This is a genomic window from Microbacterium sp. NPDC056569 (assembly GCF_042793475.1).
Lineage (GTDB): Bacteria > Actinomycetota > Actinomycetes > Actinomycetales > Microbacteriaceae > Microbacterium.
This window is the reverse complement of the sequence record NZ_JBHTUV010000014.1, coordinates 1-19,004: the sequence shown is the minus strand read 5'-3', so window position 1 is coordinate 19,004 and position 19,004 is coordinate 1. Positions and strand designations below refer to the sequence as shown.

The following is a 19,004-nucleotide window of genomic DNA, read 5'->3' as shown; positions in this document are numbered from 1 at the left end:
CGAAGGTGCGGGAACGGTGTCGAAGGTGTCGCCGTGGCGTGGTCCATCCCTGTCTGGAAGCAGGTGCCCCATGCCCGAAATCAGCAGACGTTCCGTACTCACCGTCGGAGCCGCACTCGGCCTCGCCGGCGTCGCCATCCCCAAGGCGGCCTGGTCGTGGTCGCCCGCGGCGTCCGTCCTCGGCAGCGGATCCGGCGTCGATCCCCAGTGGGTGTGGGACGACGACCTCGACCGCATCATGGCGTCGGTGATCTCGAGCGGACAGACCGCCGCGGTCAACGACGCGATCCTCCCGTGGGTGAACAACTGGCAGCCGGTGCCGAACGGGCTGCCGCCCGAGCTCGCGACGTTCCTGCAGGGGGCGACGAAGCTGCCCGCCTGGGCGGACCGGACGAAGCTGCGCCGCGCGGCGGACTTCAATCGCCGCAAAGACACGTACCTCTTCATGATCTACGGCATCGGCGGCGGCATCATGAGCACCGTCATCCCGCGCGAGGCGCGGTCGGTGTACCACTCCAAGGGCGGCGCAGACATGCAGGACCGCGCCGCGAAGACGTTCAGCTTCGGCTACGACCTGAGCGACATCAACGCGTTCGAGACGACCGGCGAGTTCATGGTGACGTCGAACAAGACGCGCATGGTGCACTCCGCCGTGCGCCACCTCCTTCCGCAGTCGCCGCACTGGCAGCAGAGCGGCCACGACGAGCAGATCCCCATCAGCAACCACGACATCCTCGTCACCTTCCACAGCACCGGCACCTTCGCGCACAAGAAGCTCAAGGAGTGGCGGGTGCCGATGTCCACCGCCGATCAGGAGGCGTTCCTGCACTCGTGGCAGGTCGCCCTCCACTTCCTCGGTGTGCACGACGAGTACATCCCCGCGACTTGGGATGCCGCACACGCCCAGGCCGCTCAGATCCTGACGCCCAAGCTCGCCTGGACGCCCGAGGGCCAGGAGCTCGCCGAGACGCTCCTCGGTCTCACGGCGCAGGTGGACCTCGGAGTCACGCGCGGGTTCCTCAACGAGTTCGTCCGCTACCAGCTCGGGAACGAGATCGGCGACTGGCTCGGCCTGCCGCGCGACTATGTGTCGGCGGCCACCATCCGGGTCGGCTGGCCGAGCTACATCGCGTTCCGCGAGGGGCTCCTGCCGCTGATGCCCGCGAACTTCTACCTGTTCGACCAGCTGCTGCGAGCGATCGCGATGGCGTTCCTGAACCGGGGTGCGTCGGGGACGACCACCCCGATCACCATCCCCGACATGAACCGTCCCACCCCTTGAGCATCGTGGTGGCCGGGCCGCACGCCGGCCCGGCCATCGCCCTGCTCATGGCCGGGGAGAGGGGAACTGCGTGCGCAGCACGCGCTCGAACGTCCGCTCCGGCAGCACGCGCCGCAGCGACAGCATGATCGCCGCCGACGGCGCGACGCGGTACCGCGCCCGCGGACGCGGCGACTCGACCGCACGCACCACGCGCTCGGCGACGTTGCGCGGCGAGCACGCCAGGCGGGCGCGCGGACCGGCGTCCCACGTCAGCGTCAGCTCCGACACGCGGGCGGTGAAGTCCGCCCACCGCGGGTCGTCGGCGGCGGGATCGCTGCGCTGCGCGGCCGCGTGACCGAACCCCGTCGTCACCATGCCGGGTGCGATGACCGACACCTGGATGCCGAAGGGCCGGAGCTCATAGCGCAGGGCATCGCTGAATGCCTCGAGCGCATGCTTGGTGGCGGCGTACGAGCCCATCCCCGGCATCATCCAGCGTCCGTTCATCGAGCCGATGTTGACGATGCGCCCGGCGCCGCGGGCGCGCATGCCGGGGACGACGAGCTGCGTCAGGCTCAGCATGCCGAACACGTTGGTCGCGAACATCCGCTCCACGTGCGTGACCGGCATGGCCGCCGTCGCACCGAGCTCGCTGATGCCCGCGTTGTTGACCAGCGCGCCGATCGTGCCCTCGGCGGCGAGGACCGCGTCCACGGCAGCGGTCCGCGAAGCCTCGTCCGTCACGTCGAGCTCGAGGAGGCGGCATCCGTGCCTCTCGAGATCCGCGACGGCGTCGAGGCGGCGAGCCGTCGCGTAGACGCGCCAGCCGCGCAGGGCGAGAACGGATGCCGTCTCCCGGCCGATGCCGGTGGAACAGCCGGTCACGAGCACACTGCGTGGGGGACGCGTCATGCGTCCAGCACACCCGACGAACGTCGCACGCGCAACGGTGGAGCCGCCGGTAACCCGCGGCAACAAACGGGCGGCGGCCGCAGCATCCCGCTTACTCTCGCACCATGACCGACCTCAACCTGCCGATCCTCGACCTCTCCCGGCTCGACGCGGGCCCGGAGGAGGCCGCGCGCTTCCGCGACGACCTGCGCGCCGCGACCCACGACGTCGGGTTCTTCTACCTCACCGGCACCGGCGTCTCGCCCGCGCTGGAGGCTCGGCTGCACCGGGCGGCGCGGGACTTCTTCGCCCTGCCCGAGGTCGACAAGCTGGCGATCGAGAACGTCAACAGCCCCCACTTCCGCGGCTACACCCGCGTCGGCGGCGAACGCACGCAGGGCGAGGTCGACTGGCGCGAGCAGATCGACATCGGTCCCGAGCGTGAGGCGATCACCGACCCCGGCGCCCCCGACTTCTCGCGCCTCGTCGGGCCGAACCTCTGGCCCGAGGCGCAGCCGGAGCTCCGCGAGGTCGTGTCGGAGTGGCACGACCACCTGTCGGGCGTCGCCCGCAAGCTGCTGCGCGCCTGGGCGCTGTCGCTGGGCGCCCCGGAGAACTACTTCGACGAGCACTTCGGCGAGCCCTCGACGCTCATCAAGATCGTCCGCTACCCCGGCAAGGAGGACCCGACACCCCAGCAGGGCGTGGGCGCCCACAAGGATTCCGGCGTGCTGACGCTGCTCTGGGTCGAGCCCGGCAAGGGCGGCCTCCAGGTCGAGCGCGAGGGCGAGTGGGTCGACGCCCCGCCCGTGCCGGGCGCGTTCGTCGTCAACATCGGCGAGCTGCTCGAATACGCGACGCAGGGCTACCTCATCGCGACGAAGCACCGCGTCATCTCGCCGAGATACCCCGGCGACCGCATCTCCGTCCCGTTCTTCTTCAATCCCGCCCTCGACAAGCGCCTGCCGCTCATCGAGCTGCCCGACGAGCTCGCGGCTCAGGCCCGCGGAGTGACGCAGGATCCGTCGAACCCCATCCACGCGCTGTACGGCGAGAACGCGCTGAAGTCGCGGCTGCGCGCCCACCCCGACGTCGCCGGGATCCACCACGCGGATCTGGTCGCGGCGCGGGCGGCGAGCTCCGTGTGACGCACTTCTCGCAGCCCCGTGCAAGGGGGTCCCGGACGCACTGAGCCGCGCTCAGCGTGGCGTGATGAGCGACGTGACGATCTTCGCCCCCTCCCCCACGCTCACCGTGACCGTCGAGGAGCACGACGACGAGCCCGACATCCATCTGCACTCCGGCTGCCAGGGCGTCTGGCAGGCGCGCATGCTGCGGCGACTGGGATGGATCACGCTCACCGGCCTCGACCCGGTCTCGCACGTGCCCCTCGACGTCGCCCGGGCCGCAGCATCCGCTCGCCCGTCACAATCGGCCGCCCCGCGCGGCGCTTCGTGACAGGTGAGCAGGGGGGTCTCCAGGAACGCCGAAGGCCTCCCCACACCGTGGGGAGGCCTTCTCAAGAATGTTTTGCGCGATTGAACGCTGGTCGATGCCTTATCGACGGAGACCGAGGCGCTCGATGAGCGAGCGGTAACGGTTGATGTCGATGTCCTGGAGGTAGCCCAGGAGACGGCGGCGCTGACCGACGAGCAGGAACAGCCCACGACGCGAGTGGTGGTCGTGCTTGTGCTCCTTGAGGTGCTCGGTGAGGTCCTTGATGCGCTGCGTCAGCATCGCGACCTGCACCTCGGGGGATCCGGTGTCACCGGGGTGCGTCGCGTACTCTTCGATGATCGCCTTCTTGACGTCTGCTTCCAGTGCCATAGGTGATCCCCTCTCTGCTTGTTGCGCGGTGCCCGTCACCCGATGTGCGAGCTCTCTTTCTCCGCGGCCGATCCAACGGCAACCTGAAGAGTCTACCAGCGAACGGATGCTGCGGCGAACGCGCTGTCGAGCTGCCCGGGTACGCTCGAACACGTGCAGCACACCGAGGCCGACGAGTGAGCGCCGGGGAGCATCGCAGCCACTTCATCGACCTGCGGCCCTTCCGCGCCAGTCCCGCGTTCGCGCGCATGTGGATCGGCTCGACGCTCGCCGGACTCGGCGGGCAGCTGACCATCGTCGCGATCATGCTGCAGATGTACGACCTGACGGCGTCGACGTTCGCGGTGTCGATGATCGCGGTCGCGGGCCTCGTTCCGATGATCATCGCGGGCATCTACGGCGGCATGCTCGCCGACGCCTTCGACCGGCGGGCGGTCGCCCTGGTCGCGGCGACCGTGACGTTCGGCTCGACGGCGCTGCTCGCGCTGCTGACCTGGGCGAACCTCGAGACGGTGTGGTGGCTGTACGTCCTCAGCATCGTCAACTCCGCGGCGAACTCGATCGTGCTCGCCACCCGCCAGGCCATCGTTCCCCGGCTGCTCCCCCGCGAGCTGCTCGCCGCGGCCTCGGCGCTCGGCGGCATCACGGTGGGGATCATGGTGATGGCCGGCCCGGCGCTCGCGGGCGTGCTCGTCGCGCTGACCGGCTACGCGTGGACCTACACGCTCGACGTCGTGCTGATGACCTCGCTCTTCCTCGGGCTGTGGACCCTTCCGACGCTGCGACCCGAGGGCGAGATCGTGCGGCCGGGCCTCGAGTCGCTGCGGGACGGCTGGCGTTTCCTCCGCCGCGCGGCGAACATCCGCCTGCAGTTCATCCTCGACATCATCGCGATGACGTTCGGCCAGCCGCTGTCGCTCTTCCCTGCGATCGGTGCGGTGCTGCTCGGCGGCGGTCCGATCACGACGGGCGTGCTCACGGCATCGGTCGCGGCGGGCGCGTTCGCGTCGAGCCTGTTCTCCGGCCGCGTCGGCGCGATCCGTCGTCAGGGTCTCGGGATCGAGCGGGCGATCCTCGTCTACGGCGGCTCGATCGCCGCGCTCGGCCTCGTCCTCGGCGCTGCGGCGCTGGGGTGGTTCGCGCCCGCGGGCGTCGACGCCGACACCCCGAACCTCACGCTCATCGCCCTCGCCTGCCTGGTGCTCGCGATCTCGGGAGCCGCCGACAACGTCAGCTCGATCTTCCGCAACACGATGGTGCAGTCGGCCGTGCCCGACGCCATCCGCGGGCGTCTGCAGGGCATCTTCATCGTCGTCGTCGCGGGTGGACCCCGCCTCGGCGCGCTCTACGCCGGCACACTGGCGACGCTCACGGCCCTCTGGTTCCCGCCGCTGCTCGGCGGGTTCATCATCGTCGGGCTGGTGGCGACACTGGTGCGGTTCAGCCCGCGGTTCCGCGCCTACGACGCAGAGAATCCCGTTCCCTGAGCGGCTCCGCGCCGTAGCCGGACCGCCGCACATCGGCGGATTTCGGACGTCGCATCCCTTCCGCGGCTCGGGCGTCTGCGGGCGGGCGTACCGTGGCCACCGTGACCTCGACTCGAACGCCTCCCCCGGCACTGCGTGCAGAGAAGCTGCCGTCGCCGCACTGGATCACGGTGCAGTTCGTGCTCGCGGGGATCGTGTGGGGTGCGAGCTTCCTGTTCATGAAGGTGTCGCTCACCGGCATCTCCCCCGCGCAGGTCGCGTGGACACGGATCCTCCTCGGCGCCCTCACGCTCGGCGCCCTGGTGCTCCTGCGGCGCGAGCACCTGTCCCGCAGCCTCAGGGTGTGGGCGCACCTGACCGTGCTCGGGCTCACCTTCTGCGTCATCCCGTTCCTGCTGTTCTCGTGGGCACAGCAGCATGTCAGCTCGGGCGTCGCGAGCATCTTCAACGCGACGACGCCGATCATGACGGCGATCATGGCGTGGCTCGTGTTCCGCGTCGAGCGGCTGAAGGCCCTGCAGGTCGTCGGGATCGGCGTCGGCATCCTCGGTGTCGTCGTGATCATCGCGCCCTGGCAGGGCGTCTCGCTGGACGGCAGCCTGGTCGCCGAGCTCGCCATCCTCGGCGCGACCGCGAGCTACGGCTTCAGCTTCGCCTACATGCGGCGCTTCGTCTCGAACACCGGGATGTCGGCGCTCGCGTTCACCTTCGGCTACATCGCGATGGCCGGCGTCGTCATGGCGCTCCTGACCCCGTTCCTCGTGCTGACGCCGGTGCGCCTCGACGTGCCGATCGTCGTCAGCCTGCTGCTGCTCGGGTGCCTCGGCACCGGCATCGCGTACGTGTGGAACCAGAACACCGTGCGTGCCTGGGGGCCGACCCGCGCCTCGACGGTGACCTACATCACCCCCGTCGTCGGCGTGATCCTCGGCATCGTGATCCTCGGCGAGACGATCTCGTGGAACGAGCCGGCCGGTGCGGTCGTCGTGTTCCTCGGCATCCTGCTCGCCCAGGACCGGCTGGGCCGGCGACCGCGAAGCTGACGCCGCGACCGCACTGCGGTCTCAGGCCGCGCTGCGGCGCACCCGCCCGGGCGTCTCACCGGTCACGCGCGTGAACGCGCGGCTGAAGGCGGCCTCCGAGCCGTAGCCGTGCGCGGCGGCGACGGCCGCCACGCTGCGCCCCTCGGCAAGCATGGCGCGCGCGCCGCGCATCCGCGCGGCCGACACATACGCCATCGGCGGCATCCCCACCACCGAGGCGAACCGCGCCGCGAACACCGACCGCGACATCGTCGCGCGGCGGGCCAGCGCGTCGAGGGTCCACGGGTGCCCCGGATCGCGGTGCACGGCGGCGAGGGCCGCGCCCAGCTGCGGATCGCGCAGCGCCGCGAGCCACCCGTTCGAGTCCGTGTGGTCATCGGCCAGCCAGGCCCGGACGGTCTCGACGACGAGGACGTCCGCGAGGCGTGTCGCGACGGCATCCCCACCCGGCTTCGGCTCTCGCAGCTCTCGCGAGAGCAGCGGCAGCAGCGCCGCCATCACGGGGTGGCGCGCGGAGTCCACGGTGACGATCGGCGGGAGCACGGCGAGCATGTCGTCGACGGCCGGCGAGTCGAACGCGACGACGCCGCACAGGAGCGCCAGCGGCGGCTCGGCGAGCTCCGGCCCGATGCGGAGCACCGAGAACGCGTCGCCGAGCATCGCCTGGGGCAGCAGGTCCGCGCGACCGACGACCTCCGCGCCCGGCGTCGTCGCGACGCGGTGACCGATCCCCCGCGGCACGAGGGCCAGCTCGCCGGCGCCCAGTCGCACCGGCTCGGCTCCGTCGACCTCGAGGTACGCCGTGCCGTGCGCGACGATGTGGAAGCTCAGCGTGCCCGGGAACTGCGGCATCTCGACGGCGCACTCGGTCGACGCCTCGGTCCAGGAGTAGAACGCGCCGCGCATGCGCACCCGGTAGAGGGCCGCCGTCAAGGCATCCTCGCTGTCCCACGGCATCGCGACGCTCATCTCGCCTCCGGACGATCGATCAAGAAATGCGTACTGCTGACGATAGATCATCCGAGTGTGGACTGCGAGGGTGAGAACACCACCGAAGGGAGACCCTCATGAACATCCTGGTCATCGGCGCCACCGGCGGATCCGGCCGCGCCGTCTGCGACGCCCTCCTCGAACGAGGGCACCGAGTCACGGCGCTCGCGCGCCGCGCCTCCTCGCTCCCCGCCCAGCCGGACCTCGAGCGCGTCGACGGCGACGCCACCCGGGCATCCGTCCTCGATGCCGTGATCCCGGGCCACGACGCGATCGTCGTCACGCTGGGCATCTCGGAGCCGCCGCTGCGCGTCCGGCTGCGGGGCGCCCGTGGCACCCGAGACGACGTGCGCTCCAAGGGCACCGCGGAGATCGTGGCGGCCGCGCGGCGCGCCGGCGTCCACCGCCTCGTGGTGCAGTCATCGTACGGCGTCGGCGACACGCGCTCGCTCCTGCGCCTGATCGATCGCATCCTGTTCGCACTGCTCATCCGCCCGCAGATCATCGACTCCGAGATCCAGGAGGGCGTGCTGCGCGGCTCCGAGCTCGACTGGACCATCGTTCAGCCGGTGTACCTCACCGACGAGGACTCGACCGAGCACTTCACGTCGATCGACGGCACGATCCGGCGCAACAAGGTGGCGCGCCGGGGCGTGGCCCACGTCCACGCCGACCTCGTCGAGGGCGCCGGAAGCGTGCGCGAGACGGTGTCGGTGTCGGGCTGAGCTCCGCCACACGCAGACGAAGAGCGGATGCCTCGGGTCGAGGCATCCGCTCTTCGTGCGCGTCTGAGGCGATCAGTCCTGCTGGAGGGCGCCCTGCAGGTCGAGCGTGATGGTGACGTCCTTGCCGACCAGCACACCGCCGGTCTCGAGGGCGGCGTTCCAGGTGAGGCCGAAGTCCTCGCGGTTGACGACGGTCTTCGCCGTCGCGCCCGCCTTGTAGTTGCCCCACGGGTCGGTGCCGAAGCCGCCGAACTCGAACTCGAAGGTGACGGGCTTGGTGATGCCGCGGATGGTGAGGTCGCCGTCGACGAGGAACTCGCCCTTCTCGACGCGGGCACCGGTCGAACGGAACTCCATGGTCGGGTGGTTCTCGGTGTCGAAGAAGTCGGCCGAACGCAGGTGGTTGTCGCGACCCTCGTCCTTGGTGTCGACCGACGTGACGTCGACGGATGCCTCCACCTGGGCGTCCAGCGGGTTCTCGGGGGCGATCAGGGTCGCGCTCTTCATGCCGAACGTGCCGCGCACCTTCGAGATCATCATGTGGCGCACGCTGAAGGTGACCTCGCTGTGAGCGGGGTCGAGCACCCAGGTGCCCGCCTTGTAGCCGGGAACGTCGATCGTGGTGGAGTCGGTCATGGTCGTCCTTCGTGTGTCAGGTCCGTGTGGGGCGCCCGCGGCAACGGGCATACCGGGTCCAACACAGCCTCGTAGACTTTCTATTCCCATGAATGCACATTTCCTGCGAACACATGGAGACGACGGAGGGACGGATGCCGCGGCATCCGTCCCTCTGAAGGATCGAAGCGGGGTCAGCCGACCTTGATGAGGTCGATGACGAAGATCAGCGTCTTGCCGCCGAGGAAGTGGCCGCCGGCCGGACCGTAGGCGAGGTGCGGCGGGATCACGAGCTCGCGGCGACCGCCCTCCTTCATGCCCGGGATACCGTCCTGCCAGCCCTGGATGAGGCCGCGGAGCGGGAACTGGATGCTCTCACCGCGGTTCCACGACGAGTCGAACTCCTCGCCGGTCTCGTACTCGACGCCCACGTAGTGGACGGTCACGGTGTCGCCGGGCTTCGCCTCGGCGCCCTCGCCCACGACGATGTCGCGGACGACGAGGTCGGCCGGCGCCGGGCCGGCGGGTGCGTCGATCTCGGGCTTGGTGCGGTCGTCAGTCATGCGTCCATCCAACCATCCAGGTGCCGCGCGCGCCGAGCGAGTTCGCCGTCAGGGGAACCGTCGGCGTTCTCTTGACACCCGCGCGGGCCCCCAGGCATGCTGGGGACAGACCAACTCAGCGCTCGGTAGACACGCAGGCATCGCCGCGGCACCGAGCGCTGAGTCTTCGTCTGCGGGGGTCTTCGCTCCGCTCGGGGCTACGGCGCGAACATGGCCGCGCGGGTCGCGGCGGTCTTCGCGAGCAGGTCCCGCTCCTCGGCCGATGCCTGCGGGTCGCGCCCGGTGATCGCGCGCTGGCGGGTCGCCGCCAGGGCCGTGGCGTCCGTGATGAAGGTCTTCATGAGCGCGGTGCGGTCTCCTCGCAGGGTCTGCGCCCACGCGAGCGCCGCCTTCCGTCCCGCCGACGTGGCGAGCATGTCGACCTCCTGCGGAGTGAACCATCCGGCGGCGGCATACTCCCCCAGCCGGCGCCGAGTGAGCCGCGACTCCTCCCGCCTGAGCGCCACGATGCCCAGGATGAACCCGATGAACAGCGGCACCTGCAGCGTCAGGTACAGGAGGAAGAAGTCGCCGAACATCGCCGACCCGTTCCAGAACGCGTGCAGCGCGATGGCGCCTGCGAGCCCGACCAGCCCGGGTCCGATCGCCTGCCCTGTCGACAGGCCGCGCCGCGCTGCGAGACCGAGAGCGAAGCCGGTGACGCTCGTGAACATGACGTGTGCGAAGGGCGACAGGATGCCGCGCAGGAAGAACGTCGTCGTCGCCTCGGCCGCGCCTCCTTCGATGAAGCTCACGGCGAAGTACTGGATGTTCTCGGTGAACGCGAAGCCGGCGCCCACCAGCGCGCCGTAGACGATGCCGTCGACCGGCCCGTCGAACGCGCGCCGCGCGGTGGCGAAGATGAGGAAGACGCCGAGCCCCTTCGCGAACTCCTCGACGACCGGTGCCTGGACGACCGGCTGAAGCACCTCGCGAATCCCGGTCGCCGGCCCGAACGCCATCGACAGCAGCAGGTCGACGCCGAGCGCGATGCCGACGGCGGCGATCCCGCCCCACGCGATCGCCAGGACGAGGAGCCCACGAGGCTCAGGCTCCCAGCGGTCCACGATCCGCACCGCCAGCAGCACGCCGACGAGCGGCACCACGGCGAGTACCATCCCGATGAGCGACGCCCCCGGGCCCAGTGCCTCGAGGAAGTACGCCACCAGCACGATCAGCACGAGCACGAGGACGCCGATGATCCAGATCGAGGCGCTGCGGCCGCGGCGCGAGGCGGCGGCGGTGGGGATCTGCACGGGTGCGGGCGAGGTCGCCGGCGGCGTGATCGCGGCGGGTGCGGCGACGCGGGGCTGCGCGAGCGCCGAGGCGAACTCCGGCGGCGTGAGAGAGGGCCGGGGACGGGAGGCACCGGGGTCGAGCGTCATGCGCACAGCCTATGGGTGCAGAACGCTCACCCGTCACACGGGCTGTGGACCGCCCGCCCGGGCGACCCGGCGACTAGGTTGGGGGCATGCGCTTCGCCCATGTCGTGCCACCGGAGTCGGGCGAGCCGAAGCTCGCACTCGTCGAGGGCGATCACGCGGTTCTGGTCGAGGAGCTGTTCGACGGAGCGCCCCGCGTCCTCGAAGAACTCATCGCCGGGGGCGACGAGGTGCTCGCACGCGTGCAGGATGCCGCCGGCCGGGCGAAGCAGCATCCGCTCGACGGCATGCGGTTCGCGTCCGCCGTCCTCGCACCGCCGGTCATCCTCGCGATCGGCCTCAACTACGCCGCTCACTCGAGCGAGCTGGGGCTCAAGACCGACTCGACACCCACCGTGTTCGTGCTCTGGCCGAACTCGCTCGCCGGACACGACCACACGACGATCTGGCCGCGGTCGCTCAGCGAGTCGGTCGACTACGAGGCCGAGCTCGGCGTCATCATCGGCACCCCCGCGAAGGACGTCACGCCCGAGCGGGCCCTCGACCACGTGTGGGGCTACACGGTGGTGAACGACATCACGGCGCGCGACATCCAGTACTCCGAGGCGCAGTGGTCACGCTGCAAGTCGTTCGACGGGTTCACGCCGACCGGTCCGTTCGTCGTGACGGCGGACGAGGTGCCCGACCCGCAGGACCTGCACATCTGGACCGTGCTCGACGGCACGACGCTGCAGGACGCGTCCACCGGCCAGATGGTGCGACCGGTCGCGACGCTGATCTCGCACCTGTCGAAGTCGGCGACGCTGCTGCCGGGGACGCTGATCTCGACGGGGAGCCCCGGTGGGGCCGGCTACTCGCGGGATCCTCAGGTGTTCCTGCGGGACCGGTCTACCGTCACGGTCGGGATCGACGGCATCGGCGCCCTCACCACGCACTGCCGCATCGTCGACTGAGGTCGGTCCTCCGAGCGGCGAAAGGCGGGCCCGCGCTGCGGACCCGCCCTTCGACGAATGCCTCCGTCAGTTCGACGGGCAGGTGAGCGTGACGGTGACGCCGCCGATCTCGTGCACGCCGGTGCCGTACTCGGCGCACAGGCGGGCGTATTCGGCCGCGGCCGCGCCGAGCGTGATGGCGAGCACGATGCCGACGATGATCCCCACCACGATCAGCACGGACGAGATGATGATCGCCGCCAGCGCGAAGCCGTTCTTGACACCGGCCTTCTTGCTCTGCACGAGCGCCACGATGCCCAGGATCAGGGCGACGAGCTGGATGAAGAACGACAGCACGAACGCCAGGATGCCGAGCGTCTTGCCCGGGACCGGCGCGTCTGCGGGAGCGCCGTACGCCGCCGGCGGCGCCGCCGCGTAGGAGGGCGGAGCGGTGTTGTACGCAGGCGCAGCCGCAGGATACGTCGGCGCGTCGGGGCCCGGCTGTGCCGGCGGAATGGGGCTGGCGGCGGGCGGCTGAGGCGCAGTCGGCTGCGACGCGGGCTGCTGCGGCGGCTCGGGTGCCGCCGAGTTCTGCGGATCGGTCATTTCTCGCCTTTCGTTCGAGTCACCCGACGTTATCGACCGTGAGCCCCCACGGCAACAGATTCAGCGCGTGTCCGCCGACGCCTCCTCGACGATCTCCGCCGGCGCCGGCACCACCGGGATCGCGGCGGTGATCGTTTCCAGCCCCGACAGGCGGGCGGGTGAGAGCTGCTTGATGACCTCGTCGCGCGACATGAGGCCCGCCTCGACCACGAGGTCGGCGACGCCGCGGCCGGTCAGCAGTGCGGTCTTGGCGAGCGCCGCGGCCGCCGCGTAGCCGATGAACGGAGTGAGGGCGGTGATGACACCGACCGACGAGCCGACCATGGCTCCGAGCCGCTCGCGGTTCGCGGTGATGCCGTCGATGCAATTGACACGCAGGGTGAACATCGCCTGACGCAGCCAGGTGATGGACTGGAAGATCGAGTGGGCGATGACGGGCTCGAACGCGTTGAGCTGCAGCTGCCCGCCCTCGACCGCCATCGTGACCGTGAGGTCGGCCCCGGCGACGGAGAACGCCACCTGGTTGACGACCTCGGGGATGACGGGATTGACCTTGCCGGGCATGATGCTGGACCCGGCCTGGCGAGCGGGGAGGTTGATCTCGCCGAAACCGGCCTGCGGGCCGGAGGACAGCAGACGCAGGTCGTTGCAGATCTTCGAGAGCTTGATCGCATTGCGCTTGAGCGATGCCGAGAACGACATGAACGAGCCGGTGTCGCTGGTGGCCTCGACGAGGTCGGTCGCCGTGGCGAGGTCGAGACCCGAGATCTCGCGCAGGTGACGCAGCACCGCGGGAGCATACGACGGGTGCGTCGTGATGCCGGTGCCGATCGCGGTCGCCCCCATGTTGACCTCGTACAGCAGGTACGCGTTCTCGGTGAGACGCTGCAGGTCGTAGCCGAGCGTGGTGGCGAACCCGTGGAACTCCTGGCCCAGCGTCATCGGCACGGCGTCCTGCAGCTGGGTGCGGCCGACCTTGAGCACGTCGTGGAACTCGACGGCCTTCGCGAGGAACGACTGCCGCAGCAGGTCGAGCTCCTCGAGCAGGGTCTGCAGGTCGAGGCCGAGACCCACCTTGATCGCGGTCGGGTAGACGTCGTTGGTCGACTGGCTGCGGTTGGTGTCGTCGATCGGCGAGAGGAACGCGTAATCGCCCTTGGGCCGACCGGCGAGCTCGAGCGCGACGTTGGTGATGACCTCGTTCGCGTTCATGTTGGTCGACGTGCCCGCGCCGCCCTGGATGACGCCCACGACGAACTGATCGTGGAAGTCGCCGTCGATGACCAGCTGCGAGGCGCGGTCGATGAGGTCGGCCTTCGCGGGGTCGAGCACGCCGATCTCGCGGTTCGCCCGGGCCGACGCCTGCTTCACCATCGCGAGCGCCCGCACCAGGTCGGGGTAGACCGAGATCGGCCTCTTCGAGATCGGGAAGTTCTCCAGCGCGCGGGCGGTGTGGATGCCCCAATACGCGTCGGCGGGGATCTCCAGGGATCCCAGGGAGTCGGTCTCGATGCGGGTTCGCGTCATTGCGTCCAGAGCCATGTGTGCAGTCCTCGTGGGTCGTTCACAGCGGTGTGCGGGGATGCTTCGAGCCTACCTGCGGCGGTGACGCGCCGGGTTGTACACGGCGTACACAGGGGCCCGCCCCCACGTACATGGCGGCGGTCGCGCACTCTCGCGATGAGGTCGTCAGGGACGCTTGCGCGAGAACGCCTCGAGGCGCTCCTCGGGCGTGAGACGCGACATCCGCTCGACCCACTCGGCGGAGAAGAAGTCGCCGGTCGGCGCATCGACGACGGGCACCACTGCATGGGTGATGGTGTCGTCGTAGACGTGCACGAGGTGGAACGACTGTCCGGCGTCCATGCCGTTGACCTCCGCCGCGGGTCGCGCGAGATTCATCGTGTAGCAGGTGGCGGCGGCGACGCTCACCGGGACGCCGGCGAACGTGCCGCTCGTGGAGTAGTGCAGGTGACCGGCGAGGATCGCGCGCACGTCGGAGCCGGCGATCACGTCGGCGAGCCGCCCCTGATCGCGCAGCTCGAGGATGTCGAACAGCGGGACGTGCGACGGCAGCGGCGGGTGGTGCAGCGCCAGGATCGTGCCGAGCGGCGCCGGCGTCGCCAGTTCGTGCCGCAGCCACTCGAGCTGCCCGTGATCGAGGTCGCCGTGGTGCCAGCCGGGGACCGTCGAGTCCAGGCCGATGAGCCGCAGCCCGCCGAGATCCCACACGCCGGTGACGGGCTCCTCGGTCGCCTCGAGGCCGAGCAGGTCGCGGCGGAGCGCCGGGCGCTCGTCGTGGTTGCCGGCGACCCACACCACGGGGGCGCCGAGCCGCGCCGCGACCGGCTCGACGGTCTCGCGCAGCGCCGCGTACGCCTCTGGCTCGCCGAGATCCGTCAAGTCTCCCGTGAACACGATCGCGTCGGGACGGATGCCGGTGGCCTCGGCCGCCTCGAGCGTCCGGGCGAGATTCGCCGCGGTGTCGAAACGGCCGCCGAGCGGCGCGTTGCCCGCCAGCAGGTGCGTGTCGCTCACATGCAGCAGCGTGCGCCGCGCGGGCGGATACTGACCGAATCGGACCGGTGCGGCGGTGGCCATGGGCCTCAGCCTAGGCCGTCGCCCGGCGGCCGGTCACCGTGGCCCGCCGCGGTCAGTGGTTGAAGATGATCAGCAGCAGTCCGCCGAGGACCGCCGCGGCGCACACCGCGAAGCACGCGTAGGCGCCCAGCAGGGCGAACCGCTTCTGCCCCTCGGTCAGGGGGCTGCGCTTGGCCGCCTTCGCGGCGGCCTTCTCGGCGCGCCGCGCATCCTTCTCGGAGATGACGGTGATGGCGTCGGTGAACTCGGCCGGGGCGACCACCGGCGCACGGCCGGCGCGCACGAGCAGACGCAGTCCGAGGGCGTAGAACCCGACGACGAGGACCGCCGCCGTGAACGCCGCAATGAAGACCTGAACGAACGCGAGCCAGTTGATGATCATCGCGGGCCTCCGTCCTTGGGGCGGCCCTCGGATCGCCCGGCGGCCTTGGCCGCCTTTGCGGCTTTCTTCGCGGCTGCCTCGGCCGCGGCGACGCGCCGGGCCTCCTCGCGCGCGAGCGCACGCTGGCGGCGCGTGGGCGGCGGGTTGCGCTTCACCTTGACGGCGCGACCGGAATCGGCGACCTCGCTCATCGCGTTCGCCGCCGTGACCTCGTCGCGACGAGAACGCAGGAAGAGCCCGAGGATGATCGCGACGGCGAGCACGGAGTCGATGATCACGCCCCACACCGGCAGCCAGACGACGATCAGCGCGGCAGCGGCTCCGACGGCACCGGCCGCCGGAAGAGTGAGGACCCAGCCGACCATGATCCGGCCGGCGGTGCGCCACCGGACCTGCGAGCCGCGGCGTCCGAGGCCGGAGCCGATGACCGAGCCCGACGCGACCTGCGTGGTCGACAGCGCGAAGCCGAGGGCGCTGGAGGCGAGGATCGTCGACGCCGTCGACGCCTCGGCGGCGAAGCCCTGTGCCGGCTTGACCTCGGTGAGGCCCTTGCCGAGCGTGCGGATGATGCGCCAGCCGCCCATGTAGGTGCCCAGCGCGATCGTGATCGCACAGGCGAACACCACCCAGGTCTGCGGCTCGGGGTTCGACGCGGACTGCAGTCCGGCGGTGATGAGCAGGAGCGTGATGATGCCCATCGTCTTCTGCGCGTCGTTCGTGCCGTGCGCGAGGGCGACCAGCGACGACGTGAAGATCTGGCCGAAACGGAACCCGTCACGCCCGTCGGGCTTGCTGTCGTAGCGCCGCGTCAGCACGTAGGCGAGCTTGGTCGCCGTGAACGCGATCACACCGGCGGTCACCGGCGCGATGAACGCCGGGAGGATCACCTTCGACATCACCACGCCGAAGTTGACCGCGGTGACGCCGACGCCGACGATGGTGGCGCCGATCAGCCCGCCGAACAGGGCATGGGACGACGACGAGGGAAGGCCGAGGAGCCACGTCAGCATGTTCCACGTGATCGCGCCGATGAGGCCGGCGAGGATGATCTCGGGGAAGATGTCGTGCGCGATCTGATCCTCGTTGATGATGCCGCCCGAGATCGTCTGTGCGACCTCGGTCGACAGGAATGCGCCGACCAGGTTGAGGACTGCGGCGAGCAGGACTGCGGTCTTCGGCTTGAGCGCGCCGGTGGCGATGGGCGTCGCCATCGCGTTCGCCGTGTCGTGGAAGCCGTTCGTGAAATCGAAGAACAGCGCCAGCGCGATCACCAGAACGATGATGAGGGTTGCGGTTTCCACCGTTCGCTTTCGGTGAGGAGGAGTGGAGAGGGGTGTGCCGACGGGATCGGCGCGACGAACGAACAGTTCACCAAGAATTCAGGAACCGGCAACCGGCCAGGAAGAATCCTACATCGGCGACCCTGACGGTCAACTCGGAGACGACTAGCGTGGAACGGTGACTCTCAGCGACTCCGCATCCTCTTCGTCCACCCCTGTCGCCGGCACCCGCCCGCCCGTCGCCCAGGGCAGGATCACCGTCCGGTCGCATCACGGCGATGACGTCGAAGACCGCTACGAGTGGTTCCGCGAGAAGGAGGACGCCGCTGTCATCGCGCACCTCGAGGCCGAGAACGCGTACACGCAGCAGCGCACGGCGCACCTCGAAGGTCTGCGCGAGCGCATCTTCGGAGAGATCAAGGGCCGCACGCTCGAGACCGACCTGTCGGTGCCGACCCGCCGCGGCGACTGGTGGTACTACGGCCGCACGCTGGAGGGCAAGCAGTACGGCATCCAGTGCCGCGCCCCGCTCGCATCCGCCGACGACTGGACGCCGCCCGAGCTCTCCCCGGACGTCGAGGTCGCCGGCGAGCAGATCCTGCTCGACGGCAACGTCGAGGCCGAAGGGCACGAGTTCTTCTCCCTCGGGAGCTTCGAGGTCTCGAACGACGGCACGCTCATGCTCTACGGCGTCGACGTCGCCGGGGACGAGCGCTACACCGTGCGCGTGCGCAACCTCGTGACAGGCGAGCAGCTTCCCGACGAGATCCCCGACACCTTCGCCGGTGCCACCTTCTCCCCCGACGGCCGCTTCATCGTCTACACGACCGTCGATGACGCGTGGCGCCCCGACACCGTGTGGCTGCACGAGCTCGGCACGTCCGTCGCCGACGACGCGAAGCTCTTCCACGAGCCCGACGAGAAGTACTGGGTGGGCGCGGGGTTCACCCGCAGCGACCGCTTCCTGGTGATCGGCCTCGGTTCGTCCATCACGTCGGAGGAATGGCTCCTGGATGCCGACGACCTCCGCGGCGAGCCGCGCGTGGTGTGGCCGCGCACCGAGGGCGTCGAGTACGACTCCGAGCACGCGGTCGTCGACGGCGAGGACGTCCTGTTCATCCTCCACAACGACGGAGCCCTGGACTTCGAGCTGGTGCGGGTGGCAGCATCCGATCCGTCCGGCGACCGCGCTGTCGTGATCCCCCATCGTCCGGGGGAGCGCCTGCTGGGCGTGTCGACCTTCCGCGACTGGGGCGTCGTCGGCTACCGCCGCGGCGGCCTCGCGCGCCTGGGCATGCTCGACTACGGGACGGGCGCCGTCGACGAGATCTCGTTCGACGAGCCGCTCTACTCGGTCGGCACCGGCGGCAACCCCGAGTGGGCTCCGCCGCTGCTGCGGCTCGGCTACGGCTCGTTCGTGACGCCGGGCACCGTGTACGACCTCGATGTCGCCACGCGCGAGCTGCACCTGCGCAAGCGTCAGCCCGTGCTGGGCGGCTACGAGCCCGACGACTACGCGCAGGCGCGCGTGTGGGCCACCGCGCAGGACGGCACGCAGATCCCGATCTCGCTCGTCTACAAGAGGTCGTTCGGCGACGCCGGGGTCGCCCCGCGCCCGGTGCACCTGTACGGGTACGGCTCTTACGAGCACTCGATCGAGCCCGGCTTCTCGGTGCCGCGCCTGTCGGAGCTCGACCGCGGCGTCGTGTTCGCGGTCGCGCACGTGCGCGGCGGCGGTGAGATGGGCCGGCAGTGGTACGAGGACGGCAAGCTCCTCAACAAGCGCAACACGTTCACCGACTTCGTCGACAGCGCGCTGCACCTCATCGACAACGGCTACACCACGGCCTCCCAGCTCGTCGCCGAGGGCGGCTCCGCCGGCGGCCTGCTGATGGGCGCGGTCGCCAACATCGCGCCGGAGCTGTTCGCCGGCGTGCTCGCGGACGTCCCGTTCGTCGATGCGCTCACGACGATCCTCGATCCGTCGCTGCCGCTCACGGTCATCGAGTGGGACGAGTGGGGCGACCCCCTCCACAACGCCGACGTGTACGCCTACATGAAGTCGTACTCGCCGTACGAGAACGTGCGGACGGATGCCGCGTACCCGCGCATCCTCGCCGTCACGTCGCTCAACGACACCCGCGTGCTGTACGTCGAGCCCGCCAAGTGGGTCGCGCGCCTGCGCGAGGTCGGCGCCGACGCGCTGCTGAAGTGCGAGATGGTCGCCGGCCACGGCGGCGTGTCGGGCCGCTACAACGCCTGGCGCGAGCGTGCCTTCGAGCTCGCGTGGCTGCTGGACGTGCTCGGCGTCGCCGACGCCTGAGCCGTCGCGCCCTTCGCGCTGCTCGAACCGGCATGCGCGGCCGTCCAGGACGGC

The 19,004-nt window shown here is 70.2% G+C and carries 19 protein-coding genes; 8 read left to right on the top strand and 11 right to left on the bottom strand.

What is annotated here, in order from left to right:
* The first annotated feature begins 70 nt into the window (after positions 1-70).
* Positions 71-1,282 carry an oxygenase MpaB family protein gene (locus ACFQ7C_RS16020; RefSeq protein WP_378903322.1) on the top strand — a complete coding sequence of 404 codons (1,212 nt, stop codon included), beginning with the start codon at positions 71-73 and terminating at the stop codon, positions 1,280-1,282.
* Positions 1,283-1,327: 45 nt separating this feature from the next.
* Here the strand turns inward: ACFQ7C_RS16020 and ACFQ7C_RS16015 are convergent, their stop codons facing one another.
* A complete protein-coding gene (locus ACFQ7C_RS16015) occupies positions 1,328-2,176 on the bottom strand; it encodes an SDR family oxidoreductase (protein ID WP_378903319.1) in 849 nt (282 codons plus the stop codon).
* A 104-nt stretch (positions 2,177-2,280) separates the two neighbouring features.
* Here ACFQ7C_RS16015 and ACFQ7C_RS16010 point away from each other — a divergent pair, with 104 nt between their 5' ends.
* A complete protein-coding gene (locus ACFQ7C_RS16010; protein WP_378903317.1) occupies positions 2,281-3,303 on the top strand; it encodes an isopenicillin N synthase family dioxygenase in 1,023 nt (340 codons plus the stop codon).
* Positions 3,304-3,367: 64 nt separating this feature from the next.
* A complete protein-coding gene (locus ACFQ7C_RS16005; protein WP_378903314.1) occupies positions 3,368-3,613 on the top strand; it encodes a hypothetical protein in 246 nt (81 codons plus the stop codon).
* Between the two features lie 99 nt (positions 3,614-3,712).
* On the opposite strand, the gene rpsO is transcribed toward ACFQ7C_RS16005, so the two are convergent.
* Positions 3,713-3,982, bottom strand: coding sequence for a 30S ribosomal protein S15 (gene rpsO / locus ACFQ7C_RS16000; RefSeq protein WP_005048780.1), 270 nt, complete (start codon positions 3,980-3,982; stop codon positions 3,713-3,715).
* A 176-nt stretch (positions 3,983-4,158) separates the two neighbouring features.
* On the opposite strand from rpsO, the gene ACFQ7C_RS15995 reads away from it, so the two are divergent.
* Positions 4,159-5,469: an MFS transporter gene (locus tag ACFQ7C_RS15995; protein ID WP_378903311.1), complete on the top strand. Its 1,311-nt coding sequence runs from the start codon at positions 4,159-4,161 to the stop codon at positions 5,467-5,469.
* 101 nt (positions 5,470-5,570) lie between these two features.
* Positions 5,571-6,512 carry a DMT family transporter gene (locus ACFQ7C_RS15990; RefSeq protein WP_378903308.1) on the top strand — a complete coding sequence of 314 codons (942 nt, stop codon included), beginning with the start codon at positions 5,571-5,573 and terminating at the stop codon, positions 6,510-6,512.
* A 21-nt stretch (positions 6,513-6,533) separates the two neighbouring features.
* Here the strand turns inward: ACFQ7C_RS15990 and ACFQ7C_RS15985 are convergent, their stop codons facing one another.
* A complete protein-coding gene (locus tag ACFQ7C_RS15985) occupies positions 6,534-7,481 on the bottom strand; it encodes an AraC family transcriptional regulator (RefSeq protein ID WP_378903305.1) in 948 nt (315 codons plus the stop codon).
* A 98-nt stretch (positions 7,482-7,579) separates the two neighbouring features.
* Between ACFQ7C_RS15985 and ACFQ7C_RS15980 the strand changes: the two genes are divergently transcribed.
* A complete protein-coding gene (locus tag ACFQ7C_RS15980) occupies positions 7,580-8,227 on the top strand; it encodes an NAD(P)-dependent oxidoreductase (RefSeq protein ID WP_378903302.1) in 648 nt (215 codons plus the stop codon).
* A gap of 72 nt (positions 8,228-8,299) precedes the next feature.
* Here the strand turns inward: ACFQ7C_RS15980 and ACFQ7C_RS15975 are convergent, their stop codons facing one another.
* From ACFQ7C_RS15975 to ACFQ7C_RS15965, 3 genes are all read right to left on the bottom strand, one after another.
* Positions 8,300-8,863, bottom strand: a complete 564-nt coding sequence (locus ACFQ7C_RS15975; RefSeq protein ID WP_378903299.1) for a YceI family protein — start codon at positions 8,861-8,863, stop codon at positions 8,300-8,302.
* Positions 8,864-9,036: 173 nt separating this feature from the next.
* Positions 9,037-9,405, bottom strand: coding sequence for an FKBP-type peptidyl-prolyl cis-trans isomerase (locus ACFQ7C_RS15970; RefSeq protein WP_056370156.1), 369 nt, complete (start codon positions 9,403-9,405; stop codon positions 9,037-9,039).
* Positions 9,406-9,602: 197 nt separating this feature from the next.
* Entirely contained in the window at positions 9,603-10,829 is a 1,227-nt protein-coding gene (locus ACFQ7C_RS15965; RefSeq protein WP_378903295.1) for a PrsW family intramembrane metalloprotease, read from the bottom strand.
* An 86-nt stretch (positions 10,830-10,915) separates the two neighbouring features.
* Between ACFQ7C_RS15965 and ACFQ7C_RS15960 the strand changes: the two genes are divergently transcribed.
* A complete protein-coding gene (locus tag ACFQ7C_RS15960; protein WP_378903292.1) occupies positions 10,916-11,779 on the top strand; it encodes a fumarylacetoacetate hydrolase family protein in 864 nt (287 codons plus the stop codon).
* A 66-nt stretch (positions 11,780-11,845) separates the two neighbouring features.
* Here ACFQ7C_RS15960 and ACFQ7C_RS15955 read toward each other — a convergent pair whose 3' ends face one another.
* The 5 genes from ACFQ7C_RS15955 to ACFQ7C_RS15935 all read right to left on the bottom strand — a co-directional run bounded on the left by ACFQ7C_RS15955 (position 11,846) and on the right by ACFQ7C_RS15935 (position 16,648).
* On the bottom strand, positions 11,846-12,364 hold the full coding sequence (locus ACFQ7C_RS15955; RefSeq protein ID WP_378903289.1) for a DUF4190 domain-containing protein: 519 nt from the start codon (positions 12,362-12,364) through the stop codon (positions 11,846-11,848).
* Between the two features lie 60 nt (positions 12,365-12,424).
* Positions 12,425-13,906, bottom strand: coding sequence for an aspartate ammonia-lyase (locus ACFQ7C_RS15950; RefSeq protein WP_378903286.1), 1,482 nt, complete (start codon positions 13,904-13,906; stop codon positions 12,425-12,427).
* Between the two features lie 147 nt (positions 13,907-14,053).
* On the bottom strand, positions 14,054-14,965 hold the full coding sequence (locus ACFQ7C_RS15945) for a phosphodiesterase (RefSeq protein WP_378903283.1): 912 nt from the start codon (positions 14,963-14,965) through the stop codon (positions 14,054-14,056).
* A gap of 52 nt (positions 14,966-15,017) precedes the next feature.
* Positions 15,018-15,347, bottom strand: a complete 330-nt coding sequence (locus tag ACFQ7C_RS15940) for a peptidase (protein ID WP_378903280.1) — start codon at positions 15,345-15,347, stop codon at positions 15,018-15,020.
* Positions 15,344-16,648 (bottom strand): anion permease, encoded by a 1,305-nt coding sequence (locus ACFQ7C_RS15935; protein ID WP_378903277.1) that lies wholly within the window; start codon positions 16,646-16,648, stop codon positions 15,344-15,346. The genes ACFQ7C_RS15940 and ACFQ7C_RS15935 overlap by 4 nt, the downstream gene beginning before the upstream one ends.
* Before the next feature lie 157 nt (positions 16,649-16,805).
* Between ACFQ7C_RS15935 and ACFQ7C_RS15930 the strand changes: the two genes are divergently transcribed.
* Positions 16,806-18,950, top strand: a complete 2,145-nt coding sequence (locus ACFQ7C_RS15930) for a S9 family peptidase (RefSeq protein WP_378903274.1) — start codon at positions 16,806-16,808, stop codon at positions 18,948-18,950.
* The last annotated feature ends 54 nt before the right edge of the window (positions 18,951-19,004 follow it).